Origin of the sequence: Stutzerimonas nosocomialis, from assembly GCF_005876855.1 — a bacterium.
Taxonomy (GTDB): domain Bacteria; phylum Pseudomonadota; class Gammaproteobacteria; order Pseudomonadales; family Pseudomonadaceae; genus Stutzerimonas; species Stutzerimonas nosocomialis.
In genome coordinates this window covers 1-25,867 of sequence record NZ_QLAE01000048.1, presented here as the reverse complement: position 1 = coordinate 25,867, position 25,867 = coordinate 1, and the positions used below count along the sequence as shown (strand labels likewise).

35 protein-coding genes are annotated in these 25,867 nt (G+C 62.4%); 34 read left to right on the top strand and 1 reads right to left on the bottom strand.

What is annotated here, in order from left to right:
* The first annotated feature begins 102 nt into the window (after positions 1-102).
* From DN824_RS20635 to DN824_RS22765, 34 genes are all read left to right on the top strand, one after another.
* Positions 103-516 carry a P27 family phage terminase small subunit gene (locus tag DN824_RS20635; RefSeq protein WP_138410236.1) on the top strand — a complete coding sequence of 138 codons (414 nt, stop codon included), beginning with the start codon at positions 103-105 and terminating at the stop codon, positions 514-516.
* Between the two features lie 2 nt (positions 517-518).
* Positions 519-2,282 carry a terminase large subunit gene (locus DN824_RS20630; protein ID WP_138410235.1) on the top strand — a complete coding sequence of 588 codons (1,764 nt, stop codon included), beginning with the start codon at positions 519-521 and terminating at the stop codon, positions 2,280-2,282.
* Between the two features lie 150 nt (positions 2,283-2,432).
* Positions 2,433-3,734 carry a phage portal protein gene (locus DN824_RS20625; protein ID WP_138410234.1) on the top strand — a complete coding sequence of 434 codons (1,302 nt, stop codon included), beginning with the start codon at positions 2,433-2,435 and terminating at the stop codon, positions 3,732-3,734.
* 3 nt (positions 3,735-3,737) lie between these two features.
* Positions 3,738-4,601: a head maturation protease, ClpP-related gene (locus DN824_RS20620; protein WP_138410233.1), complete on the top strand. Its 864-nt coding sequence runs from the start codon at positions 3,738-3,740 to the stop codon at positions 4,599-4,601.
* Entirely contained in the window at positions 4,598-5,794 is a 1,197-nt protein-coding gene (locus DN824_RS20615) for a phage major capsid protein (protein ID WP_138410232.1), read from the top strand. Before DN824_RS20620 ends, DN824_RS20615 begins: the two co-directional genes overlap by 4 nt.
* A 50-nt stretch (positions 5,795-5,844) precedes the next feature.
* A complete protein-coding gene (locus DN824_RS20610) occupies positions 5,845-6,093 on the top strand; it encodes a hypothetical protein (RefSeq protein ID WP_138410231.1) in 249 nt (82 codons plus the stop codon).
* 11 nt (positions 6,094-6,104) lie between these two features.
* Positions 6,105-6,413, top strand: coding sequence for a head-tail connector protein (locus tag DN824_RS20605; protein WP_138410230.1), 309 nt, complete (start codon positions 6,105-6,107; stop codon positions 6,411-6,413).
* 152 nt (positions 6,414-6,565) lie between these two features.
* Positions 6,566-6,958, top strand: a complete 393-nt coding sequence (locus tag DN824_RS20600; protein ID WP_241666748.1) for a hypothetical protein — start codon at positions 6,566-6,568, stop codon at positions 6,956-6,958.
* Positions 6,958-7,533 (top strand): hypothetical protein, encoded by a 576-nt coding sequence (locus DN824_RS20595; protein ID WP_138410228.1) that lies wholly within the window; start codon positions 6,958-6,960, stop codon positions 7,531-7,533. Before DN824_RS20600 ends, DN824_RS20595 begins: the two co-directional genes overlap by 1 nt.
* Entirely contained in the window at positions 7,530-7,961 is a 432-nt protein-coding gene (locus tag DN824_RS20590; protein WP_138410227.1) for a hypothetical protein, read from the top strand. The genes DN824_RS20595 and DN824_RS20590 overlap by 4 nt, the downstream gene beginning before the upstream one ends.
* Positions 7,962-8,119: 158 nt before the next feature.
* Entirely contained in the window at positions 8,120-8,503 is a 384-nt protein-coding gene (locus DN824_RS20585; RefSeq protein WP_138410226.1) for a hypothetical protein, read from the top strand.
* On the top strand, positions 8,500-9,840 hold the full coding sequence (locus tag DN824_RS20580) for an ISL3 family transposase (RefSeq protein ID WP_138410225.1): 1,341 nt from the start codon (positions 8,500-8,502) through the stop codon (positions 9,838-9,840). The genes DN824_RS20585 and DN824_RS20580 overlap by 4 nt, the downstream gene beginning before the upstream one ends.
* Positions 9,841-9,934: 94 nt before the next feature.
* Positions 9,935-10,462, top strand: coding sequence for a hypothetical protein (locus DN824_RS20575; RefSeq protein WP_138410224.1), 528 nt, complete (start codon positions 9,935-9,937; stop codon positions 10,460-10,462).
* A gap of 98 nt (positions 10,463-10,560) precedes the next feature.
* Positions 10,561-11,238, top strand: a complete 678-nt coding sequence (locus DN824_RS20570) for a hypothetical protein (RefSeq protein ID WP_138410223.1) — start codon at positions 10,561-10,563, stop codon at positions 11,236-11,238.
* A 54-nt stretch (positions 11,239-11,292) separates the two neighbouring features.
* Positions 11,293-11,658 carry a hypothetical protein gene (locus DN824_RS20565; protein WP_138410222.1) on the top strand — a complete coding sequence of 122 codons (366 nt, stop codon included), beginning with the start codon at positions 11,293-11,295 and terminating at the stop codon, positions 11,656-11,658.
* A 26-nt stretch (positions 11,659-11,684) separates the two neighbouring features.
* Positions 11,685-11,834 carry a hypothetical protein gene (locus DN824_RS22520; protein WP_158295403.1) on the top strand — a complete coding sequence of 50 codons (150 nt, stop codon included), beginning with the start codon at positions 11,685-11,687 and terminating at the stop codon, positions 11,832-11,834.
* Complete coding sequence (locus DN824_RS20560; protein WP_138410221.1) at positions 11,834-13,939, top strand: tape measure protein; 2,106 nt, start codon at positions 11,834-11,836, stop codon at positions 13,937-13,939. The genes DN824_RS22520 and DN824_RS20560 overlap by 1 nt, the downstream gene beginning before the upstream one ends.
* 15 nt (positions 13,940-13,954) lie before the next feature.
* Positions 13,955-14,455, top strand: coding sequence for a hypothetical protein (locus tag DN824_RS20555; RefSeq protein ID WP_138410220.1), 501 nt, complete (start codon positions 13,955-13,957; stop codon positions 14,453-14,455).
* Complete coding sequence (locus DN824_RS20550) at positions 14,455-16,191, top strand: hypothetical protein (protein WP_241666747.1); 1,737 nt, start codon at positions 14,455-14,457, stop codon at positions 16,189-16,191. The genes DN824_RS20555 and DN824_RS20550 overlap by 1 nt, the downstream gene beginning before the upstream one ends.
* Before the next feature lies 1 nt (position 16,192).
* Complete coding sequence (locus DN824_RS20545; RefSeq protein ID WP_138410219.1) at positions 16,193-16,705, top strand: hypothetical protein; 513 nt, start codon at positions 16,193-16,195, stop codon at positions 16,703-16,705.
* Positions 16,702-18,306, top strand: a complete 1,605-nt coding sequence (locus DN824_RS20540) for a hypothetical protein (RefSeq protein ID WP_138410218.1) — start codon at positions 16,702-16,704, stop codon at positions 18,304-18,306. The genes DN824_RS20545 and DN824_RS20540 overlap by 4 nt, the downstream gene beginning before the upstream one ends.
* A gap of 10 nt (positions 18,307-18,316) precedes the next feature.
* Positions 18,317-19,138, top strand: a complete 822-nt coding sequence (locus DN824_RS20535; RefSeq protein ID WP_138410217.1) for a hypothetical protein — start codon at positions 18,317-18,319, stop codon at positions 19,136-19,138.
* Positions 19,139-19,140: 2 nt separating this feature from the next.
* Positions 19,141-19,722, top strand: a complete 582-nt coding sequence (locus DN824_RS20530; RefSeq protein WP_138410216.1) for a hypothetical protein — start codon at positions 19,141-19,143, stop codon at positions 19,720-19,722.
* Positions 19,715-20,182, top strand: coding sequence for a hypothetical protein (locus DN824_RS20525; RefSeq protein WP_138410215.1), 468 nt, complete (start codon positions 19,715-19,717; stop codon positions 20,180-20,182). Before DN824_RS20530 ends, DN824_RS20525 begins: the two co-directional genes overlap by 8 nt.
* 3 nt (positions 20,183-20,185) lie before the next feature.
* A complete protein-coding gene (locus tag DN824_RS20520) occupies positions 20,186-20,704 on the top strand; it encodes a hypothetical protein (RefSeq protein WP_138410214.1) in 519 nt (172 codons plus the stop codon).
* Positions 20,704-21,525 (top strand): hypothetical protein, encoded by an 822-nt coding sequence (locus tag DN824_RS20515; protein ID WP_138410213.1) that lies wholly within the window; start codon positions 20,704-20,706, stop codon positions 21,523-21,525. Before DN824_RS20520 ends, DN824_RS20515 begins: the two co-directional genes overlap by 1 nt.
* Positions 21,522-21,839: a hypothetical protein gene (locus DN824_RS20510; RefSeq protein ID WP_138410212.1), complete on the top strand. Its 318-nt coding sequence runs from the start codon at positions 21,522-21,524 to the stop codon at positions 21,837-21,839. Before DN824_RS20515 ends, DN824_RS20510 begins: the two co-directional genes overlap by 4 nt.
* The gene (locus DN824_RS20505) at positions 21,836-22,312 is read left to right on the top strand and encodes a hypothetical protein (protein WP_138410211.1); all 477 of its coding nucleotides are present in this window, start codon (positions 21,836-21,838) and stop codon (positions 22,310-22,312) included. The genes DN824_RS20510 and DN824_RS20505 overlap by 4 nt, the downstream gene beginning before the upstream one ends.
* Positions 22,309-22,785, top strand: a complete 477-nt coding sequence (locus DN824_RS20500; protein ID WP_138410210.1) for a YiiX/YebB-like N1pC/P60 family cysteine hydrolase — start codon at positions 22,309-22,311, stop codon at positions 22,783-22,785. The genes DN824_RS20505 and DN824_RS20500 overlap by 4 nt, the downstream gene beginning before the upstream one ends.
* Positions 22,782-23,192, top strand: coding sequence for a hypothetical protein (locus DN824_RS20495; protein ID WP_138410209.1), 411 nt, complete (start codon positions 22,782-22,784; stop codon positions 23,190-23,192). Before DN824_RS20500 ends, DN824_RS20495 begins: the two co-directional genes overlap by 4 nt.
* Positions 23,189-23,635: a hypothetical protein gene (locus DN824_RS20490; RefSeq protein ID WP_138410208.1), complete on the top strand. Its 447-nt coding sequence runs from the start codon at positions 23,189-23,191 to the stop codon at positions 23,633-23,635. The genes DN824_RS20495 and DN824_RS20490 overlap by 4 nt, the downstream gene beginning before the upstream one ends.
* A 94-nt stretch (positions 23,636-23,729) precedes the next feature.
* Positions 23,730-24,212 carry a hypothetical protein gene (locus tag DN824_RS20485; protein WP_138410207.1) on the top strand — a complete coding sequence of 161 codons (483 nt, stop codon included), beginning with the start codon at positions 23,730-23,732 and terminating at the stop codon, positions 24,210-24,212.
* Complete coding sequence (locus DN824_RS20480; protein ID WP_138410206.1) at positions 24,200-24,589, top strand: hypothetical protein; 390 nt, start codon at positions 24,200-24,202, stop codon at positions 24,587-24,589. Before DN824_RS20485 ends, DN824_RS20480 begins: the two co-directional genes overlap by 13 nt.
* Positions 24,590-24,594: 5 nt before the next feature.
* Positions 24,595-24,852 (top strand): hypothetical protein, encoded by a 258-nt coding sequence (locus DN824_RS22765; protein ID WP_138410237.1) that lies wholly within the window; start codon positions 24,595-24,597, stop codon positions 24,850-24,852.
* Here DN824_RS22765 and DN824_RS20470 read toward each other — a convergent pair.
* Positions 24,849-25,589 carry a hypothetical protein gene (locus DN824_RS20470; protein WP_138410205.1) on the bottom strand — a complete coding sequence of 247 codons (741 nt, stop codon included), beginning with the start codon at positions 25,587-25,589 and terminating at the stop codon, positions 24,849-24,851. The genes DN824_RS22765 and DN824_RS20470 overlap by 4 nt on opposite strands.
* Between the last annotated feature and the right edge of the window lie 278 nt (positions 25,590-25,867).

The window sequence follows — 25,867 nt, the reverse complement described above, 5'->3', positions numbered from 1 at the left end:
GGAGGGTGGGTTGAAAGTCTGGCTGAATTGGATGCCCGAACGACGGGGGGAGCCAAATTTTCACACCGTCAAAATTCACATTTGAAAATTTGAGGTAGCGAGATGGCACGCAAGCCGACCGCTCCGCACCTCAAGGTCCTGCAAGGCACCAGCCGCCCGGATCGAGAAGTGCCGGACGCGCCAGAGTATGACCTGATTGAAGATTTCCCCGAGCCGCCTATCCATCTGAACCCGGATGGCGCCGATATGTGGAACCGCCTTGGCCCTCAGTTGGTGGCAGCGCGTGTGCTCCAGGTTGTCGATCTGTTCTCGCTCGAACAGCTCTGCTTCTCATGGCAACGCTTCCGGATGAAAGCTAAGGCGGGGATGGAGATGACCGCTGCCGAGGACACGGCGCTCAAGGCGCTGTTCTCCGAGTTCGGAATGACGCCGGCGAGTCGGCGAAAGGTGGCGTCAGGCGGCGATAAGCCGGCCGGCAACAAGTTCTCAGCAAACGGCAAACCGCAAAAGGCATAGCAATGGCGAATGGTCGCGACTACGTAAAGATCGCGACGGACTACGCCAAGGGTGCGATCGCCGACAAGAAGCGCAAGAAACACGGCAAGCTGATTCGCCAGGCGGCGCAGCGGTTTCTAGATGACCTGAAGCGGGCCAAGCGCAAGGACTGCCCGTTCATATTCGACCCCTGGCACGCCAATGATCCCTGCGACTTCATCGAGAAGCTGCCACACGTTGAAGGTAAGTGGGTCACGCCTGAAATCGTGATGCATCCGTCGCACATATTCTTCGTCGTGCAGCTGTTCGGGTTCCGGAAGCGTGAAGGCGAACACGTTGAGGGCTGGGGCTACTTTCGGCCGCGCCGGTTCACCTCGGCGCTCTTTGCGGTTGCTCGGAAGAACGCGAAGTCGACCCTGGCCTCCGCGATCCTGCTCTATTGCGAATGCTGTGAGCCGGAAGAGGGCGCCCAAGTCATCAGTGCTGCGACGACGTTTCCGCAGGCATCGATCATTTTCAACACAGCAAAGCGGATGGTCGAGAAGACTGCGGACCTTCGCGATGCGTTCGGGCTCGAGGTATGGGCGAAGGCGATCAGCCGTGCCGAGACTGGGGCGACGTTCAAGCCGATTCATGCCAAAGCCTCTACCCAAGACGGTCTGAACCCGTCCCATGTCGGCCTGGATGAGATCCATGCTCACAAAAGCGCGGACCTACTGAACGTACTGACGTCCGCGGCCGGTGCGCGAAGCAACCCGCTTTGGCTCTACACGACCACCGAGGGCTACACCAACCCGGGGCCATGGGCAGAGCTGAGGATGTTCGCCAAGAAGCTGCTTGCGGGCCTGTTCGAAAATACGGCCGACCATTTCCTAGTCGTCTTCTATGCCGTTGACGAAGAGGACAAGGCGGCTGGTATCCAGGCTGACGAAGAGTTTGACGAAACGGTTTGGATCAAGGCCAACCCGTTGATGGATGTGAACCCGCATCTGATGGCGGCCATCCGCAAAGAGGCGGTCGAAGCCAAGCAGATGCCGTCGAAACTGGCTGAGTTCCGGATCAAACGACTCAACCGGCCGGCTTCGACCGCGGACGGCTGGGTCGATCTGACCAAGTGGCAGGCGTGCAGCGGCGAGGTAGACCTCGAATGGCTCCGCGGTTACCCCTGCTGGGGCGGTCTCGACCTGGCGAGCACTGCAGACCTTTGTTCGTTCCGCCTGGTTTGGCTGGTTGATGGCACCTACTACACCTACGGCTGGCGCTGGGCTCCGGAAAGCGCGGTTGCGTACCGGACCGAGCGCGGAACAGTCCCGTACCAGTCGTGGGTCGAGTCAGGATTGCTCAAGCAGACCGAAGGCAACGTCACCGACTACGCGGTCATTGAGCGAGACGTCCGGACGGTATGCGAAGACTTCAACGTCCAGCTGATCGCCTATGACCGCTGGAACGCGAGCGACCTGGTCAACCGCCTGGTTGAGGCTGAGTTGCCAATGGTCGAGTTCATCCAAGGGCCGCGCTCCTACCACCCGGCGATGCAGGCGCTCGAGCGAGCGTACATATCCGGAAGGCTCGCACATGGCGGCGACCAGATCCTGAACTGGTGCGCTTCGAATCTGATCGCGCGGCGTGACGACAACCTGAACATGGCGCCAGACAAAAAGCGAAGCGCCGACAAGATCGATGACATGGCGGCGCTACTGATGGCCATCGGCGTGTCATCCGTCGAGTCCGAAGAACCGGACGACGACGACTTCATGAACGCAATACGGAATCCACTGATCGCATGAGCGCATTGACTGCATTTCTGCTGGCGTCGCTGGCAGGCTTCGGCCTGCTGTGCGCGGGCGTTTGGATGCTCGCGGGCACTGCCTGGGCGCTTATCGCGGGCGCGTGTTCTATGTTCTGTGTCGCCGGATTCATTCGCAGGGGTATCACTAATGAGTAAGCCTCTGCTGCACGCCCTGTCGCGCTCCGCGGCAAAGCCCTCGGCAAGTCTGGGCGGCTGGCTAGGGAAGACGATTCGCCTTTCTGACGGAACCTTTTGGGGCCAGTTTCTCGGGGGTCAGTCGAGCTCCGGCAAGAGCGTTAGCGTCGACACCGCCATGCGCGTTTCCGCCGTCTGGGCTTGCGTGCGGCTGATCGCTGAGACGATCGCCACGCTCCCGCTCGGGCTCTATCGACGGATGCCGGACGGGAGCCGCGCAGCTGACACTGATCACCCGCTTTACAGCGTGTTGTCCATCTCGCCGAACGAGCACATGAGTCCGGTCCAGTTCTGGGAAGCCATGCTTGCCAGCATGCTACTGCGCGGCAATGCGTTCGCCCAGATCCACCGTTCAGGGCCGCGAGTGATCGCGCTGTCGTTCCTGCTCCCGCACCGGATGCGCCTAGTCACTGACAATGGGGTCATCCGGTACTTCTATAGCTTTAGCGATGGGGAGCGTGAACTCCGCGCGAGCGATGTGCTGCACATCCCCGCCTTCTCTCTGGACGGGCGGATCGGGCTTTCTCCGATCAGCTATGGCGCCGACATCATCGGCTCGGCGATGTCAGCAGACGATGCAGCGAACGGCACTTTCAAGAACGGCATGATGCCAACGGTCGCCTTCAAAGTTGAACGCGTACTAAAGCCGGAACAGCGCGATGAGTTCCGCAAATACGTGGAAACCGTCAGCGGCGCCATGAACGCCGGCAAGTCTCCAGTGCTCGAGGCGGGCGTGACGCCGGAGTCGATCGGCATCAACCCGGCCGACGCGCAATTGCTCGAGACCCGAAGCTGGAGCGTGGAAGAGGTATGCCGCTTCTTCCGCGTTCCGCCCTGGATGGTAGGCCACACGGAGAAGAACACCAGTTGGGGTTCGGGTCTTGAACAGCAGGTCATCGGATTTCTGACGTTCTCGCTCAGCACGTGGCTGCGCAGGATTGAGAAAGCAGTGCTGAAGCAACTGTTGTCACCCGCTGAGCGAACCACCCATTACGCCGAGTTTGCGCTCGAAGGGCTGCTCCGGGCAGATAGCGCGGCGCGTGCGTCGTTCTACAGCACGATGGTTCAGAACGGCATCTACACCCGCGACGACTGCCGCGTTAGGGAGAACCTTCCACGCCGCGGTGGCAATGCCGACGTGCTCACCGCTCAAACCAACCTCGCACCACTCGACGCACTGGGGCAGTCCAGCGACGGCCAAGCCGCACGCGCCGCCCTGCAGAACTGGCGTACTGCCGATACCGCAAAGGAATAACCCATGAAGCTGAAAATCCAGTCTCGCGGCCTTAGCAGCGAGCTGAGCCCTCGTGCGCTCGAGAAATGGAATCCTTCCATTCAGGCGGCGGTAGAAAACACCTCCGACACCATCACCATCTACGGGGTGATCGGTGAGGACTGGTACGGAACCGGTGTGACTGTCGCCCGCATCGATGCCGCGCTTCGCTCGATTGGCGACAAGCCGGTGACGGTTTACATCAACTCCCCTGGCGGCGACATGTTCGAAGGCATCGCCATCTATAACCGCCTGCGTGAGCACAGCCAAAAGGTCACCACCAAGGTGCTCGGCATGGCCGCCAGCGCTGCCTCTGTGATCTACCTGGCCGGCGCCGACCGCCAGGTGGCGAGCAGTGCGTTCCTCATGATCCACAACTGCTGGACCGTGCTCGGCGGCAACCGTCACTACCTCCGCGACGTTGCTGACGACATGGAAGAGTTCGATGCGGCCATGGCTGACCTTTACGCCGAAACCAGCGGCCAGGCGGTCGCTGACATGGCTGAAATGATGGATGACGAGACGTTCATCCGCGGGAAGCGTGCTGTCGAGCTTGGTCTTGCCACCGGTCTGCTGTCCGCAGACGAGGTAACAGAGCGCGAAACCGAAGAAACCCGCCAGAACAATGCCCTCAAGGCGATGGACGTAGCCCTGGCCAAGGCCGGCATGCCGCGTTCGGAGCGCCGCGAACTCTTCGCCAACTTCAAGTCCGGTACGCCTCGCGCTGCCGGCGGGGATGCGCCGTGCGCCGTCCTGACCGACACGCGGAATGCTGTCGCCCCTGACCTATCCGCCTCCTTGTCCGAGGCGACCGCAATCCTCAAATCCCTACAAGGAGTATCGCAATGAGCGACTTCGAAAAGCAGTACAACGAGCTGAACGCCAACCTGAAGCAGATCGGCGATCAGATCAAAGCCCAGGCTGAAGCCAGCCAGAAAGAAATCGCCCGCACCGGCGAGATGCACGCGGAGACCCGCGCCAAGGTCGACGAGATGCTCAGCAAGCAGGGCGAGCTGCAGGCCCGCCTGCAGGAAGCCGAGCAGAAGCTGGTGAATGCGAGCAGCGACCGTAGCCGCGAAGAGCGCCAGAAGTCGGCCGGCGAGCTGGTAACCAGCGCCGAAGCGATGCAGGGCGTGAATTCGTCCTTCCGTGGCTCGCGCCGCGTGGCCGTTCCGCGCGCCGCTATCACCTCCGTGCCGGCTTCGGGCGGCTCGCTCGTAGCTCCCGATCGCCGCCAGGAGATCATCATGCCGCCGGAGCGCCGCCTGACAATCCGCGACCTGATCGCCCCCGGCACCACCGACAGCAACGCGGTCGAGTACGTCCGCGAGACGGGCTTCACCAACAACGCCGCGGCGGTGGCCGAGGGCGGCGCCAAGCCGTACTCCGACATCACCTTCGAGCTGGTCAACGCGCCGGTTCGCACGCTGGCGCACCTGTTCAAGGCGAGCCGTCAGATCCTTGATGACGCCGCTGCACTGCAGAGCTACATCGACGCCCGCGCCCGTTACGGCCTGCTTACCGTGGAAGAGGCCCAGCTGCTGTACGGCAACGGTACCGGCGCGAACCTGCAAGGCCTGATGACTTTGGCGGAAACCTACGCGGCGCCCGGCGGCATCGTGGTGACCGGCGAGCAGCGTATCGACCGCCTGCGTCTGGCTCTGCTGCAGGCTGAGCTGTCCGAGTTCCCGGCCGACGGCATCGTGCTGAACCCGATCGACTGGGCTGCCATCGAGCTGACCAAGGACGCGGAAGGTCGTTACATCGTCGGCCAGCCGCAGGAGGGCACCGCGGCCCGCCTGTGGAATCGTCCGGTGGTGTCGACCCAGGCGATGCAGCAGGACGAGTTCCTGACCGGCGCGTTCCGCCTCGGCGCACAGATCTTCGACCGCATGGAGATCGAGATCCTGGTCTCCACCGAGAACGACAAAGACTTCGAGAACAACATGGTGACCATCCGCGCCGAAGAGCGCTTGGCCTTCGCCGTGTATCGCCCCGAGGCCTTCGTTACCGGTCCGCTCACCGCAGCTGCTGGCGGCTGATCTTCAACCCTCGGCGCCCGAACAGGGCGCCCAACTGAAGGGAGCAGGTTATGACCACCTCTGATAAACCCAGGGCGTCGAAGCCGGCAGCTAAGCCGGATGACGGCGCCAAGCCTGTAGCGAGCCCGCAGGAAATTGAGATCTTCCCGCTGCGCTCCTATCACGACGCGGGACAGATCCGGCGCCGCGGTGGCCCCAGCTACAAAGTGGCGCGCCGCCATGGAGAAGCGCTCATTGCGAGCGGCCTGGCCACTGCGGAGAAGCCCGAAACCAAGACCAAACCCGCAAGCGACAAGTAAGGACCTATCCCATGCCTATGCCGACACTCGCAGACCTCAAAACGCACCTGCGCATTCGGCATGGGCATGAGGATGCCGATCTTCAAATGAAGCTGGACGCGGCTATCGACTACGCCAGCCAGTTCATCAACCGCCCGATTCCCTGGCGAGACTGCCACGGCGCAGACGTGGATGTGCCCAGTGGTGTCCGCCTGGCCATTCTCATCATTGCCGCGGAACTGTATGCAAACCGGGAAGAATCGCTGACCGGGGTCTCGTACACCAAGATCCCGAAGGCCGAGAACATGCTCCACTTTTACCGCGTAGGGCTTGGGGTATGAGAGCGGGACGACTGGATACGCCGGCAGACCTGTTGGAGCTGAGCCCAGACCTCTGCCCGGTCGTACTCGACTGGCTCTGGATCGGGCTTCGCGCGAAAGACTCTGGCGACGTAGCAGCGCCAACGGGTCTACGCAACCCAGGGAAAGTCGAAGTGCGCGCCTGGTGGGATGCGCGGCTGCAGGCCGGCCGCTACTTGCGCGCTGGGGACCGCTTACTTTACATCGACAGTGCGAGGGACGTCACTGGCGCACGAGCCGAGCTGACGTTGACTTGCACCGAGATGGTCGGGCAGTGCTGCGAATACAGGCCGCGCGACGGCGTGCCGTTGCAGTGCCGGGTTCACCTGATCCATGAAGCGCCGTACCGCGATGAACTTGGGCAGGTCACCGACTATCGCACCCGGGCCGAAGTGGCGCTGATTGAGACCGGCCGTGTGCAGGTCGACGACCGGCTACAGATCGGGAAGGCGCAGTATATCGTTACCAGTTACGCCCAGGACACCGACGATGGCGTGGTGCGAGGCCTTTGGCTGGAGCGTATCTGATGCATGTCAACGTCAGAGCGGTCGGAGTCGAACTGGCGGCCCGGCGCCTGGAAGAGGTCAACCGCAAGGTTGAACCGGTCCTGCGGGGCGCATTGAACACGACGGTCACCAAGACCCGAACGACCCGCTACATCCAGCCGATGCGTGGCTCCATCAAAGGCGCCCGTCTTCGGTCTGCGCTCAGGGTCAAGCGAGCCAACACCCGCCGGATGGAGGCACGAATCATCCCCTCTAGCTCCGGCATCCTGGTGCTGAATTACCAGAGCTGGGGCTATGACGAGATCAGCCCAACCCGCGCGCGCATCTGGGTGCGTGGGCCGAACGGGCGAAAGGTGGCCGCCGGTTTCGTGAACCCGGCCAGCAACCAGAAGCTGCCTTGGAGCACCCAGGGAAAGCAAGCCAGGGGCGCGCGGGGCTCTGCGAAGTGGGCGCTGCGACAATCGGCGATCGGGCCAAGTGCCGCCTACTGGTTCCGCCTGCTCACTACTAACCAGACGCTGCGCTGGACCAATACCTTCCTGCAGCAGGAATTTGAAAAGCGCGTAAAGCGCGAGATCGCAAAGGGGGCACGATGACCAGAGGAACCGAGCTATCAGCCGCCATCGTGCAGCGTCTCGAGGCAATCCGGATCGAAAACGGATATCACACAGATGTCGCCCGGGTATACGGGTTCGGCGAGCGCAAGCCGGACAAGGCGCCGATGCCGTACATCCTGGCGCGCATCGCCGAGGACGAAATGGAGGAGGCGGTCGGGACTACGGTCTCGCGAGCTGCCCGGTATGAAATCGAGGGGGTCATGCCGCGGTCGGCATCGCTCCAAGACCTGCAGCTTTTGCACTACGACATTCTGCGGACGCTCGGCAGCGGGCAACTGCCGCACGTCCGCCCGCTGAAAAATGGCTGGCCCTTCGAAGAGTCGGCCGAGTACGAGCCAGACACCGACGGCAGCACGACCCGCAGCGTCACCAGCTCAATCACCATTCGGTACGTCGAGAAGTACTGACCGGATTCAGAAACCCAAGCCCGCTAGCGAGCGGGTTTTTTTTGGGTTATCGGTTTTTCGTGTTGTTGCAGGCAAAGCGCAGCCCAAAAGCCTATCTATATTAGCTTCGGCATATCGTGTTGCTATAATGGGCCTCGCACACTCTAGGGGATATCCTCATGCACGACAGCCAGCAACAGGAATCAGCGGATAAGTACACTCCTGGCCCTTGGTCTCAGGGCTTCACCCTAATGACGAGACAGACGCGTAGCTGGTCAGCAGGGCAGCTAGCCGAAAATGAAAAGCGCGAGCGGCGAATGGTCTTCGCTGGCTTTAGTCCGGCAGATGAGGGTCGCAGTCGGCGTCTTGTTGCTGTATGCGAGCGCCAGGAAGATGCAAAACTGATTTCAGCAGCACCCGATCTTTTGGCTGCACTGAAGGAGTTGTTTGAAATCGGCCAAGTTTTCCAGAGCGCTATTGAAGGACAAGAAATAAATTCCGACTTTGAATCTTGGGCGGAAAAGGCGCTCGCTGCGATACGCAAGGCGAGCGACGACGCGTGAATGCATCGCTATCCTTGCTGCACCCGCTAAAAGTAGAGATCGTGGAATTCCTAGAGGATGAACACGATCTGCAAGTCAAAGTGGAGTTTCCGGCGCCAGAGTTCTGCACCGCCTGCGGTGCTATTGGACAGTCGATCCGCTTCTCGAAGAAGCTGACCAAGTACGTTGACCTGCCTATCAGAGGAAAGCGCACGGTGCTTTGGGGCATGCGGCGGCGCTACAAGTGCAAGACGTGTAGCAAGGTGTTCTCGCCGGCCTTGCTGGACTTCGACGAGAAGCATCGCATGACGAAGCGCTGCCATGCGCACATCGTCAAGCAGGCCATGACGACCACTAACTCAGCTGTAGCCCGCGATCTAGGCGTTGATGAGTCGGTGGTGCGCCGGGCTTTGCGCGACTACTGCGCCGAGCAGGAGGCGGGCTACAGGCCCATGCTTCCGCGTGTTCTTGGCATTGACGAACTGCTTGTTGGCGGCGAGTACCGGTGCGTCCTGATCAACCTGGAAGAAAGGACGATCATCGACGTTTTGCCTAACCGCAAGAAGATCTTGATCCATAACTACATCTCCAACATGCGCGGCCGGGACAGGGTCCAGATCGTTTGCCAGGACATGTTCCACCCGTACAAAGACGTGTCGCTAGAGCTGTTCCCTAACGCTACTGTCATCGTCGATAAATTCCACGTTGTCCAGTACGCCAACGATGCGATGGACCAGATACGAAAGCGGATCAAGCGAGGCCTCACCGTTCCGCAAAAGCGCACCCTGAAAGGCGACCGCAAGCTAATGCTGATGCGTAGACGTGACCTGGACGTTTGGGCGCACCTGAAGATCAAGACGTGGTTCGATCAGTTCCCCGAGCTAGGCACCGCCTACAACCTCAAGGAAGGCTTCTACAACATCTGGAATAGCAAGACCCACAATGCAGCTAGGCAAGCCTATGACGAGTGGCTTCAACGCATCCCTGCCGAGCAAGAGAAGGACTGGAAGGTTGTCACGACCATGATGACCAACTGGGGCGAGTACATTTTCAACTACTTCAAGTTCATCCCCCAGCGGTACACCAACGCACTGACCGAGTCGATCAACCGCTACCTGCGCGACGTGAACCGTAACGCGCGCGGCCTGAGCTTCGAGATGTTCCGCGCCAAGATCATGTTCACCCTTGAGCACAAAGTGAAGCCGCCAGAAACCAAGCGGCTAGCGCCGTTCCTGGCCAGGGAAATCATGGCAGTCGAGCCCATCGAGGACGAGCTGGTGGATTACGGCGTACCGATTTTGAGCATCTTGCAGCTGTACGCGGAGCCGGAGACCGGAGCTATCCGCGAGACCGACTAACAACACGATCAGCTACCCAACCGAGGGGTATTCAGAAAGGGCATAACAACACCCTTTCCCGAATACCCTTTTTTTTCGCCAAGAGGAAACCCGCATGGCCAACTACGCCTACATGGGCAAGGGCATCATCACCCTTCAAGAAGAGGGCGTTGCCAATGCGCCCGCGTTCGACGTGGGCAACGCCTCCGCGCTGAGCTTCAACGTAAACGAGAACATCATCCGTCTGCCGAACTACCGCACAGCAGGGGGCGGCACCTATGCCCAGGTGAACCGCATCGAGAACGTCGAGATCTCGATGACCCTGCATGACCTGTCGCCGGAGAACCTGGCGATGGTTCTGTTCGGCTCCGTGACCGAGGCGGACAACCGCGCCACCATCCAGGCGCTCACGACCGGCGCAAAGACTTTCAAGATGATCTTCACCGGCCTGAACGAGGCCAACACCGGCAAGCAGGTCATCGTCACCGCGCACCGCGTGAAGATCGGCGCCGCGCAGGGCCTCGGCCTGATCGGTGACGAGTTCGCTGCGCTCGAGGTGACCGGCGAGGTGCTGATCGATACCAGCGTCACCGGTGACGGTTTGTCGCAGTTCTTTATGGTCGAGATGGACCGAGTGGAGTAGCCGAGCGGCAGCACTTTGACGCCAAAGCCGTGATAGATTTCCCTCCTCAACAGGGGAGGGAACCTATGCAGTGCCCGAAGTGCGGTTACGAACCAACAATGGCTGAGATTCAACAAAGCCCTGACGATTGCCCGAAGTGCGGCGTTAATTACGCTGGCTATGCCAGGCATCAGGAGAAAGAAAAGGCCACGGTAGACGCGAGAGCTGCAGAGCTCGCCCGGATGGCTCCTACGGTGAGAGAGGCGATTCTCAACTACTCCGGCGCTCAGCCCGTGGTCGTGGTTGATGTAAATATGCGCTTTTGGTCGATGGTCAAATTCATGGTTAAGTGGGCGATTGCAGCCATCCCCGCGGCGATGATCCTTGGCTTTCTGTTCGCAACCATATTCGCCTTTGTGAACGCGGCGCCAGAGTACATGCGCCTCAAGGATAGAGCTGAAACACAGGCGTCGTCCGCTCGGAACCAGCCGACTCGTATCGAAGTACCTGTTGAAGCTGACGGGCAATTTTTTGAGCTGGGGCGCGTTCTTGAAAACTCAATTGCAGCAATCACGGTAAGGAAAGTTGCGAATGATGGTGGTGAGCAGTACTCGGTGTTCGTCGTAGATTGCGCTGCTGGCACAGGTGTAATCAGATCCGTAGCATCGTCACGCTCAGGGTTGCAGAGCGGTTCAAAGCAAGGACAGATGGCTCAGATCGAGCCATACACGCCCCGTTTCTATATTGCAAAGCACGCCTGTCGTGACGCGCCGAACATGGGCGCGCTCTTTCGCTGAATATCAAAAGAAACAAGCCCGCTTCGGCGGGTTTTTTTATGCCCGGAGATTGGCATGAGCAAACTGAAAGGCCTTTTCCCACAGGCGAAGATCGTCGACGTCGCCGGCAAGAAGATTGGCATCTATCCCGTAAAGCTACGTCACTTCGAGCAATACGGCGAAGTAGCGGGCGGCCTTCTTGAGTTGTTGGGGGCGGCCTCGGTGCAGAACATCAACCGCTATGCAGCGCAGCACAGCAAGCAGCTTATGCGCTTGCTTCGCCATACAACGTCTCTCAATCGCTGGCAGCTGTGGCGTTTGCCGGCAACCGAGGCCGTTGAATTGATGGTTGCCGTGGTAAAGGAGAACTCGGGTTTTTTCGGCGAAGCCCTGCCAGGCATGGTAAGGGCGCTGAGTGGGATGCAGTCATCCAGCGCCTGATAAGCGCTGGGCATCACTGGGCTGATTTGCATGATTACAGCCTCGATCAGGTCGAGATGTTTCTCGCTGCGATTGATGTGGAAGAGAAAGGGCGCGCTCGTGTTGCGTTGATAACTGCGCGCGCCGCGCAGGCCGACAAAAAAGGCTTTCAGCAAATGATGAAGGAGTTCAGTTGATGGCAGGCCAAGTTAAGACGCAGCTTGTCATTGAGGGTAAAAACACATCCAATAAAGCCTTCGATGAGGTCAACGCCCAGCTTTCTTCTATGGATAAGGCGCTTGGCTCGGCTGGTGCGGCGCTCGCAGGTTTTATCAGTGTCGCGGCCCTGACTGGGGCGGTAAAAGGCATCGCGAACCTGTCGGATCAATGGGTCGAGATGACAGACCGCCTCAAGAATGCCACCGGCACGCAGCAAGGTTACGAAGACAGTTTGGACAGGCTGCGCGCCATCAGTGCCCGCACGTTCACCAGCATGGCGAACAACGCTGAGTTGTTTATCGGATCGCTCAAGCCACTACAAGAAGCGGGGTTTACATCCAGGCAGGTCCTTGACCTTACGGAAGCCGTCAACTTGGGGTTGGTAGCCAGCGCAACGAAGGGTGAGCGCGCGGCCTCGGTGATCGATCAGTTCAATCGCGCGATGCAGACCGGCGTCCTGCGAGGCGATGCCTTCAATTCAATGCTGCAGGGCGCTCCGGCGCTGGCACAGGCTCTCGCCGATGGGCTTGGCGTTACGCGTCAAGAGATGATTCGAATGGCCGAGGCAGGTGAGCTTAATTCGGAACGGGTAATTCCGGCGCTGATCAGCCAGCTTGATAGCCTCGGCAAAGCTGTAGACGGCATGAACATCACCGTTGGTGATTCGATGATCCGGCTTCAAGAATCGATTAATGAGGCTGTTGGCGAAGCGGATGTCGAGCCGCTGGTGAATGCCATCCTTGAACTAGGCAAGACGATCTCCGACCCTCAAATTCGCGACAACCTAGCCATGCTCGCTTCTGCCCTGGTGAAGCTCGCTGAGGCGGCTATCAAAGCTGGCGCCGGCACAGTTAAGTTCGCTCAGGATATTGGATACGTTGCGGCGCGGGTTTCAAACAGCGTCACTGAGCTGGACAGAGCTAACAAGGAAATCGAGTACCTAGAAGCGGCAGCCAACGGCTTCGGCATTTTGGACCTCTACATGAGTGATGAGGCCATAAACAAAAGCCTTGCGGCTTGGCGCGCCTACAGAGAACAACTCCTAGAGCAGCAGACCGGTCTCACCACCGAAATGCTATTCCTGCGAGACGTGGCGGAGGCTGCGGCCGAAGAGGCGCAGCAGCGAGAATTGGCATCCCGGAGCAAGCACATTGGTGAATTGAAGAGGCTGCAGGACCAGCAGCTCAAGGACGCGGATAGGGCTTCGAAAGCACTGCTTGCGCAGCAAAGAAAGGCCACAAGCGACCTCGAAAAGATCCGCGCAGACCGGCTGAAGATTGAGCAGCGCTACCAGGAAGCGCTCGCCGGCATGAACTCCGGCGGGGATGCGTCCTATGGCGCGGCACAGGCGCTTAAGGTCGGTGCACGAGATGCGCTGCGTGCTGGCGACGTAGAGGGTGCCCAGGCGAAGGCCCAGGCTGCACTCAAGATGCTGCAAGACCTGCAAGCCGCTGGGGAAAACACCTACGGCTTCGCTGGTTTCATCGGCGAGCTCCGCGACATTGAGCTGGCCGCGAACGAGATCGAGCAGACCCGCGCTGAGGACAAGATTGCTGCGATCGGCGTCAGCATCGCCACGCTCAAGCAAGACGCCGAAGGTCTCAAGAACATGGATGTCTCGCTGGCGCTGGACGAGGCCAGTGTCCAAGCCGTGCGTACCGCGATTCAGAACCTGGCCGCTCAATTGGCGCCTGTCCTGCAGCTGCCGGTGACGGTTGGCGGCGGGGCGGCGCCTGAAGTCTCAGGTTTTGCGAGCGGCGGCCACATCCGCGGACCCGGGACCGGCACGAGCGACAGCATTCTTGCACGCCTATCCAACGGCGAGTTCGTGATGCGCGCCGCTGCGGTACGGGCTTATGGCCCTGACTTCATGGCCAAACTCAACGGCCTGCAGATACCCAAGTTCGCGGATGGCGGCCTGATCGACACCGTCTCCGGCATCGCGCCGCCGGCACCTGGCCGCGACCTGGGGCGGGTTGATCTGAACGTGGGCGGCGAGTCCTTCTCGCTGCTCGCGCCGGGCGACCAGTTCGACAAGATCCTCAAGCGCACCGCTACCAAATTCGGCCGCACCCATCGCTGAACCGGAGTTTCCTGAATGCCCACAACCCACATCATGCTCGGCGGCGTGCCGATCGTGCTGCACGCTGGCGCCCCGGAATTGACCGAGGAGCCTATCGGCGGCTCGACTGTGCTGCGCATGAGCGGCGGAGCGGGCGTGAAGCTAACCCATTGGGAGCGCATGGCCGGCTCGATCAGCGGTCAAGGTTGGATTCCGCCAGGCTTGGACGGGCTCGACTACAGCCAGCCGCTCGAGCTGAGGTCCACCCAGGTCAATGCGATTCACGGCCCCGGGCCTGACTTCACGCTGACCGGCACGCCTCGCCCGGACGTTGCACCCTGGGCGGATGCCTTGGTAGGTGACCAATGGGTGAGGGTGCCGAGCACTTTCACGGACGGTCTGCTCACCGTGACGCCGCGCGCTGGCGCCACGCTGTATCGCGCCTGCTGGCTGCCGGTTTACTCGGTGTTCGCCACCCGGCCCCCTAAGAGCCAGTCGAGTGTTCACGGCTGGTCCATTGCCTGGGAAGAAGTCTGATGCTGATCAACGGAACGCCAGTCAACAGCGTGCCGCTGAACAGTCTCGCCCAGGCAGTGGCGCCCGTTCCGGAGCCGGAGTATGTCGTCAGTGGCCTGGCATTCGTCTGGCGCCCCCGCCTTGTGGTTGGCGGAGAGGAAGTGACGGCGATGGTTACCGGCCGGATCGAGATTGACCGGGAAGAGGGAGCCGCCGGTATTGCGGGGTTCGATCTCTACCTGGCGGCTGGGCCTGTCTCACCGCCCCAATGGAAAGGGCGCTCGGTTGAGATCGACTTCATCAGCACCGGGGCAGGGCAGACGACGAGTGCGCGCCTGTTCACTGGCCAAATCAGCCGGGCCGACTGGGACCCGGTGACCCGGGTGTTGGCGTGCGAGTGCAGCGACATGCGCCAACAGCGGGTGGAGGCGATGTCGGTCGAGGCGATCGACGCCCTGGTCGGTGGCTACTGGTCCGAGGATGCCTTCGAGCCAGTTGAAGGCCGCAGTCATTGGGATTACGCCATGGAGCGGTTGAGCACGGTCCCGGTGAGCCTCGATTGCGCGCCTACCGGCGAGCTTCGGGTCACCAGCTGGTTCGCCACGTCGCCCCATTTCGTGTTCGGCCCCGGCACCACGCTTTACCGGACGCTCGAGCTGCAGCAATCCGACCTGGACAGCACCATCAACCGGGTCGAGGTGGAGTACAGCTATCGCTACAATCGGCTATGGCAGTTGAGCGAACTGTTTGGCTGGAGTCATCCGAGCGCCGGCGGGCTCGGCGGCATCAGCGGTTTCTGCGAATGGCGGGTTTGGTCCACTGATCTGCCTACCACCGAGATGATTGAGGATGCCGTCACTGGGGGCGGCCTTACGCTACTTGGCGGCGTTGGCGGTTTCAAGCTGCCGCTGTCCATGTCCAACCCCTGTGGAGACGGTAATCCCTGGGTAAACACGTTCGACAATCTCTGGCTGTCCATCAACGTCACCGGCGCTCGCCGCTGGGTCCAGACAGTCACAGAGACATACAAGCTGACACTGGCCACCTCTGCCGGCCAGGCGGAGGACACGCGCATCGTGCAGCGCACGTCCTACACCGTGAGCGTCGAAACTGCGAAGGCTGACGAGTGGGTCGACGCGGCACGGTACGACGGCGGCAGCCGCGCCGAGGACGTCACTGACGAGTCACGCCGTCAGGCCTCAGGGCAGGTAGCGCTACATGCTGCGCGCACGGCGATCATAGCCGCGCACCGCGAAACGACGCTGTCCTGGGATGTGCCGACGCCGCTGGCGATGGGCATTGATCTGGTTCACACGCTGGAGATCGCCGACCAAGGCGCCCGCGCGATCGGTAAGTGCCGGCGCGTCGTCCACTCGCTCGACCTGCTGAGCGGCGAGGCGATCACTACGCTGAGCATTGCAAGCATGCAGGGCGGTGGCTCAAGCGATGCGCTCACTCTGCCAGCTCGTCCGGACACTAGCCTGCCGACGCTGACGGGCGGGAGGACCGGGTTGCCCACCCAGCTGGGCGGACGGCTTAACGATCCAGAAACCGGCTTGCCTATCCCGCCGTACGACGATACGCGGCCCGGGTTCTCCGGTAACTACGACCTGAAGGACGACCTGACTGCCGAGGATTTCCCGCGGCGATTCAAGGTGCCGGTGAGGGACATCCCGGCCGAGTACCGGGATGAGCGGACGGCGACAGCCGAGCGCACCTTCATGGTTGGCATTCCCAACGATTTGCTGGAGCTCTGACATGGCGACATTGGCAGAACAGCGGCGCAACTCAGGGGCGGCGATGGAAAAGTCGCGCCGAGATTCGGGCGATGCGATGGCTAAGTCGCGCCGGGATTCAGGTGCTGCTATGGAGACCAATCGCCGGGGAAGCGGGGCGGACAATGAGGCCAGCCGCCGAGGGCAGAGCGTTGCCGAGGACCTTCACCGACTCGCCAATCCGCCCACGCAGCGGAAGCCTCTGCCGCGCGTCCCGCCGGTCGGCGCTTTGCCGGCGACTGTGGGCGTAGGCAACTATGTTCCGCCTCCTGCAGCCGGAAACGGGGGAGGTATCGCCAGCCCTCTGACCGAGCAGACGCGCCTCGAGGCTGGCGTCCCGGTGCCGGATCGCGACTACTGGCCGAACCAGATCATGACGTCCAGCGATGGGCTCAGGGTGTGGGAGGTCCGCCCGATTCGCACCTGGCGCTTCACCGATGCCGAGGGCAACCCAGTGGTGTTCAACATTGCCCAGCCAAAACAGGACTTTGCATGATCGATCTACCGTCTGGTCTCGATGAGATTGTCGCCTATGGGTGGCCCTGGCATGGGCTTATTCGGCGAGAAGGCGCGACGCAAGAGGTAACCCTGGCCAACGGCAGGAGCTTTCGCTGCGACCACGGCGGCTCGTACACCTACCTGTTCGACAGCGGCAAAGAGGACATCCAGTCGGATGCCATCGAGGCGCTGGGCGGGGCCTGGTGGGGCAAGGCGATTCTGCGCGGCGGGAACCTGGCAGGAACCCAACTGACATGGGGGGGAGGGCTGCGCACCAGGCTGAACAACAGCACCTCCGAGTTTTTCGGGATGCCGTTACTGATGGCTGGCGCGGAAACGCCATGGTTCGTTCGCTATACCCTCGAAAACCTCACCCTGACGCTTTCGCTGCGAATCGGGGTGGACGAGTACGCGTTCGCGGTCCCCGTAAGCCTAAGCGACCTTGGCCAAGGGGCCGGCCAACCCAGCTACTACGCCCTGCAGTCAACGGCGGTCAGCAACCCTCAGCGATTCCTGGTCAACGATGCGTTCCCTGGAAGCCATCAGCTGGAATTGCTCGACTTCAGGCAAAACCGCATGCTTCTCGGGGTCGTTGTCATCGCCGACTCCCGGGCGCCGGCGTACACGGAGGTCTACAGCGAGAACCCGCCAGCTACGGTCAATGGCCGCTGGCCCCGGTTCTATTCGGGGCTGATCGAGGTTGAGATCGGTCCCGATCTGCTTGACGTTGAAGACGCGGCTGACGCGGTGACCATTCGAGTCATTGAGGACCGCGCGTCGGCACTCGGCGCCCCGGTTCGCGAGCAACATGACGGTCCGGGCGGCATCATCCGCGATTACCTAGAACGCTGGACCCAAACCAGCGGCCTTGTCACAGCGTGGTATGAGGGCGACACGGTTCGAACAGCGCGGTTTGACCGGGTCCAGGAATGCACTCTGCGGCGCTGGATCCAGACCGACGAGCAGCAGCAAACGGTGATCGAGCAGCAGACGCGCACGCGGAGCACGCAGCTCCGGCTGCTGAACGATAGCGGCGTCGTCATCGACCAGATCGAGATGACCGAGATCCTCGAGGAGATCCAAACCAACGGATCACAGCTGCAGGTGCGCAGGACGGTTCAGGTATCGGGGCAACCGGACGACGTTACGGAGTCGTCCGTATTTACCGGCACCGCGAGCTTCGGCGGGCCATTTACCTGCTTCCCGCCCGGGCTCCACGGGGTGAACACCTGCGTCGCCTACATCTATTCGAACGGCGGACAGAACAGGCTGCGCGAGCAGGACATCAGGCTGATGTGGCTGTTGCCATATAGCAACCAGCTGGCTTGCCTGGCGTTCACCCGGGAGCCCTACGACTACCCGCCAAATAGCGATGCTATGCCAGTGCAAATCACGATCGGCCATTGCGTGAGTCCCACCGGGACAGTTGGCAGCACCTGGTCAGTGGCTGAAACACACTATCGGGGCGACAACCCTGGCGAGCAGTACTACCGCGGCTTCTTCCACTCCCCGTTTTCGCTCTACATGCGCGGCAGCTACAACCCCGTCACCGGCGAACTGGCCAGAAACGAACGAACCCGGCAATACAGCTGGGTCTAGAGGACCACCAATGAACTTCGTGAACAACTGGAGCCGGGATATCACCCTGGCGGCCGGCGCGACGGCGCTCGCCCTGGATTTGCCCGATGGCGAGTACCGGCTGACCATCTCCGATGGCAGCCGCTGGGAGATCGTCGGCGCAACGGTTACCGAAGGGCAGGCGCAGCTCACGCGCGGCCTGGAGGGGACCGACGAGCAGGATTGGCCGGATGGCAGCCTGATCTATTGCTCGATCACCGCTGGGCTGCTGGAGCAGTTCGCCGAAGGTGGCGGCGGTGGTGTGGTCATCGCCGACTCTGCCCCCATCGACACGCCAGCCGCTCCCGGCCAGCTCTATGTGTGGAACGGCGTAGCGGCGTACCTGGCCCTCTCGAACAATTCCCCCGAGGACTGGGTGGCGTTTGCAGGGCAAGGCTGGGGCTGGGATTACGGCGTGGGCACAGGCTCGCCCGGGTTTGTCTATGACGTCGAGCGCGCCCCTCGCAAGATCAGCGTGACAACGCAAGGCGACCCGCTGCCCCCAGGGTTCCCCTCAACGCTCCGCCTTCCTGCTTGGCAGTCAACGCCGCGCGGCTGGGAGTTGACGATTCAGCCGGAAAGCATGGCGCTGAGCCTCGATTTCTCGCAAATGGCCGAAAGCCTGGAACTCAACGTCCTGGATTACGAAACCGGCACCACGGCGTCGATCGCTGGGCCGGTCGGTACCCTTCACACAAGCCAGCCCGTGACGGTGCGGATGGCGGAACTGGAGGTATTCGAGGGCGGCGTCTACGCATCCATCGAGCTGCGCCCGCACCGAGCGCCAACCAATTTCTTTCTGAGTTCGGAGTGACCATGCACCCCGCCAAGCTCGATTTATGCATCGCCCAGGGGGCGACCTACAGCAAGCCGCTGCTGCTCATGCAGCCCGACTTCGCCTATCGGCCAATCGCCGCCTTCCTGCAGACCGCCCCGGCGCGCCTCACCGTACCCGGGCACGGCCTGCCCGGGGATTGGCCGACCTGGATCGAGGGCGTCAGTCGTTGGGGCGTGATCAACCGCGACAAGGAGCGCGAGCCGTTCCGCGTCGCGAAGGTCATCGACGCTGACACCGTCGAGTACAACGCCCTCAACGGCATCGGCAACAATGCCGCTGGGGGATTCCTGGTCTACCGCCTACCGGTGGAGCTCGCCGGCGCTCGCGCCCGCATGCAGGTGCGGGACAGGGCCGGAGCGCTGCTGCTCGATCTCTCGACCGAGGCCGGGGGCCTGGTGATCGGCACCGGGCGCATCACCCTGACGCTCACCGCCGCACAGACCGCCGCGCTCACCTGGACCGAAGGCCGCTACGACCTTGAGGTCGAGTTCGCCGACGGCACTGTGCAGCGCTGGGCCGAGGGCATAGCCACCGTCCGGCCGGAGGTGACCCATGGCTGACCTGCTCGTCGCCGGCGAGCCGTTCGTGCTCGTGGTCGAGGCGGGGGAGGTGCCCGGCGTGCTGGTGGCGGCCGGCGAGCAGGGCCCGCCCGGGCCGCCAGGGCCGGAAGGTGGCAGCGCGCTGCAGCGCCTCGCCGGCATCACCGTCAGCGCCCTGCAGGCGGTGTACGAGCAGAGCGGCCTGGTGCGCCCTCTCGACTACCGCGACGAGGCCCACATCGACCTGTTGCTCGGCATCACCCTCACCGCGGCCACCGCTGGCGCCGCCGTCAACGTGCAGCGCTCCGGCGCGATCGAGGACAGCGGCTGGAGTTGGACTCCCGGGCGCGTGTGGCTCGGCGCCAGCGGCGCGCTCACCCAGATCCCGCCGGCGGACGGCTACTGCGTCCTGATCGGCTCGGCCACCTCGGCCACTCGCCTGCTACTCAACCTGCAAGACCCTATCGACCTGGAGAACTGACCCATGGCTGCACGCTACATGACCCTGCTCAACGGCGCCCGCAAACTCATCGAGGCGCTGGCGACCTCCACTGGCGTGGCCGATGCTGGCAAGATCGTCGCCACCGGCCCGGACGGCCGCCTGGATGAATCCCTGATGCCGCTCGGCATCGGCGCCGACACCGTCACGGCCCCGGCCTCCGAAGCGCTCGGCGCCGGGAAGTTCGTCAATTTCCATGATGACGCCGGCACCTTCTCGGTGCGCCTGGCCGACAACAGCAACGGCCGCCGCGCCGATGGGTTCGTGATCGAGGCCGTCGCCGAGGCCGGGGCGGCCACCGTCTACCCGCTGGACGGCGTTAACTCCGCGCTCACCGGCCTGACTCCGGGCGCGCGCTACTACCTGGGCACTGCCGGCGGCGTGACCGACACCCCGCTGGTGGAGACCGACCCGCTCAACGCCAACAAAGTCAGCCAGTACGTGGGCACTGCCAAGTCGGCAACCGAGCTGGTGACCGATGACAGCGATCCGGTGACCCTCTGATGACCGTGCGCCGCCCCCTCGTGCTCGCAGGCGGACGCATCCGACAGCTGCCCCCCGGCGACTCGCTGGAGGCGGCGCAGGCGTTCGTCACCCCAACGGCCGTAACTGTCACGGCCAACGGCCAGACCTCGTTCGACGTCGGCCCCTACACCCCAGGCGCGATCATGGTCGCCCTCAACGGCGCCGCCCTCTCGCCTGGTGACTACACCGCAACCGACGGCGCGACCGTGGTGCTGGCCAGCGGGCAGGGCGTTGTCCCTGGCGCGGAGCTGCTGGTCTGGAAGTTCTCGCCGTTCGAGGTGGCCGATGCACTGCCGCTGGGCGGGACTGCGGTGGACGCGCATAAGCTGGGCGGGCTACCGGCGAGCAGCTACGCCACGCAGGCGGACCTAGCAGGCGTGACGCCAGGGCCTGAATACTACCGGCGTGGCAACATAGTGGGACAGGTATCCGAGGCGGACGGCATGCCCACGGGTGCTTTGGTCGAGCATGGAGTCAACGCAAACGGCGAATACTGGCGGTACGCGGGAGGGATGCAACTTTGTACGTACGTTGGCGACGTAAGTCTGCAGGTGACAAATAGCTATGGCCCCGGCGCTTATGGGGCGCTGGGCTGGACATATCCGGCTGCCTTTGCGGACAACCCAGCGGTAGGTGCATCGGCTCGGACCGCCGCGAACCTACTGGCGTCGGAGCCCCTTGACCTTCCTGGCAGCGACATGACACACGCCTGTAGTTGGGCGTTCGTAGATCAGGCAAACACTCGATATACAGGTCTCGCCCGCGTGACCTTCACAGCAATTGGCAGGTGGCACGAATGATCATCAGGCTAGTTCCTCAGCGCGATCATACAGCGCTAGCCGTTGCGCTGGCCGGAGACGTTCTGCTGCTCAACGGCGCTGCGTTCGATTTCGGCCCGCTGCCCGATGGCTCCACGCTGCCGGCCGAGGCAATCGACTCCGATTGGATAATCGGCCCGGTCGAGCGTATCGACGGCGAGTTGCACTTCACCCTGCGCCTGCCGCATGGCCCGAACCCTTCGCGCGCCGTGGCGTTTCCCGAGCCAATCCGTGTGATGGTCGACGGCCTGGTAGACCTGCCATCCGACGCAGATTCAGATGAGATTTCACAATGATCGATTGGAGCAAACTGGAAACCGCGCAGACCAGGTTCGAATCGGCCCGAGAGGAGGTAATAGCCTCCAATAATGGGCGGTATTCAACCGCTACGGCCGCGCTGACCGCCGACTACCCGCAGCTTGAAAAGGACACCTGGCCCACCCAGGACAAGGAATCTCGCGCCTGGGTTGCCGATCAGTCAAGTCCTACCCCATGGATAGACGACGCAGCGCGCGAGCGCGGCCTCCATCGTGAGGAATACCTGCGGCGCACACTTGTCAAGGCGCGCCAGTTCGAGATCCTGAGCGCCTTCCTCACCGGTCGTCGCCAGCGGTACGAGGATCAGGTCAAGGCGGCATCAAGTCAGTCAGAGCTGGACGCCATTATCGTTGACTATACCGTCCCGATGGATGTGCTGATCCGCCTTCAGCATGTGGAGCAGGGCGTCATGGATGCGCCTGCAGATCAGATCGGGGAAGCGCTGCGATGAAAGTCATTTTTTCAACTGGCCCACACCTGGGCAGCTGGTTCCTGCGAACTGTGATGTTCAGCGAGTGGAGCCATTGCGGCGTCATCATGGAGGATGGCCAGACCGTGATCGAGGCCTCCAGCAAATACGGCGTGGTCGAGACGCCGATCGAGCGTTTCACCCGATACGGTGAGTGGGCGATTCAGGACGTTCCGGTGCCGGATGAAGCCGCTGCGTACGATGCCGCGCGCGAACAGATTGACACAGAGTATGACTGGCTCGGGTTGTGGGGCTTGGCCATAAGTCGTGAGTGGCACAGTCCGGCTAAATGGTTCTGCAGCGAACTGGTGCAGCATTGCAAAGTTCGCGGCGGCCTAATCGACCTGCGCTATGAACAATGGCGCGTCACGCCACGAGACCTGTGGAATTTGCCCTATCCGATCCTGGCCTGGCAGAGCGACCGCGGCCGCAACTACGGAGAGACCACAGCATGACGGCAGCGAGAGATCTGGCGCGCCTGGTGCCGTTCCCGGCTGCGGCCGGCCGATACGTCTGGACGCCGAACGGATGGTTGCTGCTCGCCGAGTTCGCGGAGGTGGCGACGAGAGATTCGGCGGCGCACACCGCGGCTCTGGCGGACGCCGGCAAATACCTGCGGTTCATGAACGGCTCCGCTGCCAGCTATACCGTAGCGCCGCAGTCTTCGGTCGCGTGGGCGGACAACACCGAGATCACTATCCGGCGCGCAGCCGCGGCGGACCTGACCCTGGCGGCCGGCGCAGGCGTGACGCTCAACCCACCCAGCGGCGGCACCCTGGTGCTGACCAACAACATGACCGTGACCCTCAAGCGGGTGGGCGTCGATGTCTGGGACGTGATCGGCCAAACGGTGGCGGCATGATGCCCGGCGTAGTGGCGGGGTTTCCTCGTCGCCAGGTGGGGGCGGGGTTTACGCTGGTGTCGGCGATTATGCCTCCAGATGAGGGCACGACCCCGGGGAACGTGTGGGCGGGTTTCAACAAGAGCGACCCGGTGGTGGGTAGCCTCAACCCGCCGTATGCATCGATCGTCCCCGGCGCGCCGGCAGTGGAAGGGGGCAACGGGGAGATCCTGCTCTTCGCGTGCGAGACGGACTACTTCGACCAGAGCCAATGGTGGATGTATTTCTGGGTGGCGGGGGAGTTGTCCGCTGCGAGTTTTTCCTCGCTCTCGATCGATGGTCAGGTGTTCCCGTCCTCGGCGTTTACATTCGATGCTTCCGACGGCACGACGTGGATACAGACCGCAGCGACCTTGCCGGGCAACGTGTTGCCGCCAGGTCCACATTCGGTCGTGTTCATGTAGTCGCTCCAAGCCTCGTGTCGTGACGCACGAATAGCAATTGATCTGAAGCCTAGAGCCCGCCACTGAGCGGGCTTTTTCATGCCTGGAGAAAACCATGGACCTTCACGAAGTGCGCCGGACGGCTATAGCCCCGGCGCTCGCGCTGCTTCCTGCGCGAATGAACAGCGAGGCGGCAGTGGTCGAGATGCTCGCGATCGGCCTGCAGGAATCCCGGTTCGAGCATCGCCGGCAGATCGGCGGGCCGGCGCGTGGCTGGTGGCAGTTCGAGAGGGGAGGCGGTGTGCGCGGCGTGCTGCAGCACACCTCCAGTCGTGACCATGCGATTGCCGTCTGCAAGGCACGCGGCGTCCAGCCGACTGATGCAGAGGTATACGCCGCGCTCGAGCATGATGACGTACTGGCCGCGGCATTCGCTCGCCTGCTGCTCTGGACCGATCCGAAGCCGCTGCCTGCGGTCGGCCAAGTCGGGCCCGCCTGGGATCTGTATCTCCGCGTCTGGCGCCCAGGCAAGCCGCATCGTCATACCTGGGACGTGCTGTATGGCCGCGCCATGGAGTCCGTCAGATGCCCAGCCTGATCCGAGCTTTTCCGGCCTGGCTTTGGTGGCTCGCCGCCGTGGCGCTGGTCGGCGGGGTGCAGCAGTACCGCTTATCGGAGCTGCAGGCCGACCTCAAGACCGAGCGCGATGCCGCGACCGAGACGTTCGGGAAGTTGGCGGCTTGCAGGGAAACGCGCGGCAATCTGCTGGTGCAGGTGAGCGAGCAGAACCAGGCGCTGGCAGACCTGCGCTGGGCCGCGGCCCAGCGGCAGGCGGCTGCCCAGCTGGCGCAGGCCGATGCGCGTGATCAGGCCCAGCAGGACTACCGGGCGGCGAACCGGTTGCAGCAGGAGCGCACCGGCGGCGATGCGTGCGCCGCAGCGGAGTCAATCATCGATCAGGAGCTGGGCCTATGACCCGCATGTTGCTGTCGGGGATTGTCGTTGCGCTGGCGGGCTGCGCTGGCCAGGCTGTTGAGCCAGAGCCGCGGATTGTGCGCGTAGATGTGCCAGTGGCCGTGCCGTGCCAGACTGATCCGGTAGCCGTCCCGCCCTGGGCAGCGGAAGGCCTGCGCAGGACAGATAGCCTAGAGGTGAAGGTCCGCGCGTTGCTGGCTGAGCGGCGGCAGGCGAAGGGGTACATCCGGGAGCTGGTAGCCGCGAACGAGGCGTGTCGTTAGCTCCGCCACCGAAACCGGTCCGGCGTCTCGCGCACGAATCCCATCCCGACGCATTCCGCGCAGTCCTCGCGCCGGCTGAACCGATCCTCGCAGGCAGGGCAGGGCATGAATATCGAGACGCTGGCCCGTTCCGTCAGTGCCGTGGCGCGCTCGGCGTCTCCCTGTTCGATGGCTAGCTCGATGAGATCCAACATCGTCCGATAGGTGTCCGGATCGTCGATGGCATCCGTGTCCCGGCTCTCAATGATTCGAGCTGTCTCGACGAGCTCGAACTCGTCGCCCTCTGCGGTCACGTAACGCTTCCCGTCGATGCGGCCGATGACGTGCTGCAGGGGATTGCTCAGCGCCTCCAGTCCTGCGTCTGTGTGCGTGATCCACGCATCGAACTGGGCCGGCCTGCGGTCATCGGGCGGGCCGAAATACAGGCGTACGCCTCGGAACGTGCCTATAAGTTCGCTACCGTCAACCAGATCGTAGTAACCCCCGACTCGGAAATACCGGTACAGGTGGACCTGCTCCTCGATCTCATGGGCGTAGGCTGCATCTACCAACTCGCCCATGTCGAATCGCTCGAGCGGGTCGATGATGCCCGCGGCTAGGAGCTGATCAGCCAGGCGATGCAGGCGGTCACGGAACACGCCAGGCATGTCCCGCCGCTCAGTCACATCGCTGAGCATCGAATGCCAGCGCTCCAGACTGATATCGGTGCGCGGCTCTGATGAAATGGTCCTGCCCATGGTCCTGCTCGGATACTGTCTGAATATACAGTATCAGGCGGCACGATCAGGAATCGAGACACAGCAGATGGGCGGCGGTGTCGCGTAGTTCAGTCGGGATTTTTGGTTGCCCAGAACGGGCGAGGAGGGGGTGAAAGTCCGTCTAATACTATCTGATGCCGCCGCGTAATTGCTGGGCTGTAGAGGTGCTTTCGCGCTGTTCCGTATTAGACAGGCGGACGCTGCGAGCCAGATTCTATGCGGGTTAGCGCCACTTTCTTACGCTACTGCTGCATCAT

Bases quoted from the DNA above. Each gene is read 5' to 3' on its own strand.
- DN824_RS20515 (WP_138410213.1), top strand. From the start codon at position 20,704: ATGACCGTGCGCCGCCCCCTCGTGCTCGCAGGCGGACGCATCCGACAG.
- DN824_RS20500 (WP_138410210.1), top strand. From the start codon at position 22,309: ATGAAAGTCATTTTTTCAACTGGCCCACACCTGGGCAGCTGGTTCCTG.
- DN824_RS20610 (WP_138410231.1), top strand. From the start codon at position 5,845: ATGACCACCTCTGATAAACCCAGGGCGTCGAAGCCGGCAGCTAAGCCG.
- DN824_RS20530 (WP_138410216.1), top strand. From the start codon at position 19,141: ATGCACCCCGCCAAGCTCGATTTATGCATCGCCCAGGGGGCGACCTAC.
- DN824_RS20630 (WP_138410235.1), top strand. From the start codon at position 519: ATGGCGAATGGTCGCGACTACGTAAAGATCGCGACGGACTACGCCAAG.
- DN824_RS20520 (WP_138410214.1), top strand. From the start codon at position 20,186: ATGGCTGCACGCTACATGACCCTGCTCAACGGCGCCCGCAAACTCATC.
- DN824_RS20615 (WP_138410232.1), top strand. From the start codon at position 4,598: ATGAGCGACTTCGAAAAGCAGTACAACGAGCTGAACGCCAACCTGAAG.
- DN824_RS20480 (WP_138410206.1), top strand. From the start codon at position 24,200: ATGCCCAGCCTGATCCGAGCTTTTCCGGCCTGGCTTTGGTGGCTCGCC.
- DN824_RS20555 (WP_138410220.1), top strand. From the start codon at position 13,955: ATGCCCACAACCCACATCATGCTCGGCGGCGTGCCGATCGTGCTGCAC.
- DN824_RS20575 (WP_138410224.1), top strand. From the start codon at position 9,935: ATGGCCAACTACGCCTACATGGGCAAGGGCATCATCACCCTTCAAGAA.
- DN824_RS20595 (WP_138410228.1), top strand. From the start codon at position 6,958: ATGCATGTCAACGTCAGAGCGGTCGGAGTCGAACTGGCGGCCCGGCGC.
- DN824_RS20605 (WP_138410230.1), top strand. From the start codon at position 6,105: ATGCCTATGCCGACACTCGCAGACCTCAAAACGCACCTGCGCATTCGG.
- DN824_RS20565 (WP_138410222.1), top strand. From the start codon at position 11,293: ATGAGCAAACTGAAAGGCCTTTTCCCACAGGCGAAGATCGTCGACGTC.
- DN824_RS20570 (WP_138410223.1), top strand. From the start codon at position 10,561: ATGGCTGAGATTCAACAAAGCCCTGACGATTGCCCGAAGTGCGGCGTT.
- DN824_RS20540 (WP_138410218.1), top strand. From the start codon at position 16,702: ATGATCGATCTACCGTCTGGTCTCGATGAGATTGTCGCCTATGGGTGG.
- DN824_RS20485 (WP_138410207.1), top strand. From the start codon at position 23,730: ATGGACCTTCACGAAGTGCGCCGGACGGCTATAGCCCCGGCGCTCGCG.
- DN824_RS20495 (WP_138410209.1), top strand. From the start codon at position 22,782: ATGACGGCAGCGAGAGATCTGGCGCGCCTGGTGCCGTTCCCGGCTGCG.
- DN824_RS20560 (WP_138410221.1), top strand. From the start codon at position 11,834: ATGGCAGGCCAAGTTAAGACGCAGCTTGTCATTGAGGGTAAAAACACA.
- DN824_RS20585 (WP_138410226.1), top strand. From the start codon at position 8,120: ATGCACGACAGCCAGCAACAGGAATCAGCGGATAAGTACACTCCTGGC.
- DN824_RS20525 (WP_138410215.1), top strand. From the start codon at position 19,715: ATGGCTGACCTGCTCGTCGCCGGCGAGCCGTTCGTGCTCGTGGTCGAG.
- DN824_RS22765 (WP_138410237.1), top strand. From the start codon at position 24,595: ATGTTGCTGTCGGGGATTGTCGTTGCGCTGGCGGGCTGCGCTGGCCAG.
- DN824_RS20545 (WP_138410219.1), top strand. From the start codon at position 16,193: ATGGCGACATTGGCAGAACAGCGGCGCAACTCAGGGGCGGCGATGGAA.
- DN824_RS20620 (WP_138410233.1), top strand. From the start codon at position 3,738: ATGAAGCTGAAAATCCAGTCTCGCGGCCTTAGCAGCGAGCTGAGCCCT.
- DN824_RS20590 (WP_138410227.1), top strand. From the start codon at position 7,530: ATGACCAGAGGAACCGAGCTATCAGCCGCCATCGTGCAGCGTCTCGAG.
- DN824_RS20470 (WP_138410205.1), bottom strand. From the start codon at position 25,589: ATGGGCAGGACCATTTCATCAGAGCCGCGCACCGATATCAGTCTGGAG.
- DN824_RS20635 (WP_138410236.1), top strand. From the start codon at position 103: ATGGCACGCAAGCCGACCGCTCCGCACCTCAAGGTCCTGCAAGGCACC.
- DN824_RS20550 (WP_241666747.1), top strand. From the start codon at position 14,455: ATGCTGATCAACGGAACGCCAGTCAACAGCGTGCCGCTGAACAGTCTC.
- DN824_RS20505 (WP_138410211.1), top strand. From the start codon at position 21,836: ATGATCGATTGGAGCAAACTGGAAACCGCGCAGACCAGGTTCGAATCG.
- DN824_RS20490 (WP_138410208.1), top strand. From the start codon at position 23,189: ATGATGCCCGGCGTAGTGGCGGGGTTTCCTCGTCGCCAGGTGGGGGCG.
- DN824_RS20625 (WP_138410234.1), top strand. From the start codon at position 2,433: ATGAGTAAGCCTCTGCTGCACGCCCTGTCGCGCTCCGCGGCAAAGCCC.
- DN824_RS20535 (WP_138410217.1), top strand. From the start codon at position 18,317: ATGAACTTCGTGAACAACTGGAGCCGGGATATCACCCTGGCGGCCGGC.
- DN824_RS20510 (WP_138410212.1), top strand. From the start codon at position 21,522: ATGATCATCAGGCTAGTTCCTCAGCGCGATCATACAGCGCTAGCCGTT.